The sequence below is a fragment of the Brachyspira sp. SAP_772 genome, assembly GCF_009755885.1.
GTDB lineage: Bacteria > Spirochaetota > Brachyspiria > Brachyspirales > Brachyspiraceae > Brachyspira.
The window spans coordinates 1-722 of record NZ_VYIX01000150.1; the positions used below are offsets into that span (position 1 = coordinate 1).

1 pseudogene is annotated in these 722 nt (G+C 25.1%); it reads right to left on the reverse strand.

What is annotated here, in order from left to right:
* Positions 1–722, reverse strand: a pseudogene (locus tag GQX97_RS13165) (radical SAM protein); the annotation flags it as partial.

Sequence of the window (722 nt, forward strand, 5' to 3'; positions counted from 1 at the left end):
ATAATATCATCTTCATATTTTAAAGATTTTACAGTTATAAGCTCTTTTTTATTTAGAGTTTTATCACTTTTAAACTTTACTTTTAAATATTCGCCGCTTGTGCCTATATAATAATTATTCTCCAAAAYCTCTTCAACAATAACATCTAATTTTCTRCCTAAAGCATTATTATAATAATTATCTTTCATTTTGTTGTTTAATTCATTTAAAAGTTTTGCTCTTTTTARTTTTCTTCTATATCCTATTTTGTTTTGCATTTTTGATGATGGGGTATTTTCTCTGTCTGAATATCTAAACACATGCATTTTTATAAACTTTGATTTTTCGCATAAATTGTATGTATCATTAAAATCATCATTTTCTTCTTCTGGAAASCCMACCATTACATCTGTGCTTATTGCCATATTGGGATTAACTTTATATAGCTTTTCTATGGAAGTTAAATATTCTTCTCTTGTATATCTTCTGTTCATTAATTTTAATATTTTATTGCTTCCAGATTGTAAAGGAATATGAGCATGAGGGCATAATACATCTTTATTTTTAAAAAGGTTTATAAGYTTATCGTCAAAATAAATTGGCTCAACAGATGAAAGCCTTATTCTAATGCCGTATTTAGAAGAATGTTCTAATATGTTTTTTAGTATATCAGCAAATTTTATTTCGTTGTTAAAGTTGTAAGAGCCTCAATTAAGACCTGTTAATACTATTTCTTTATAATT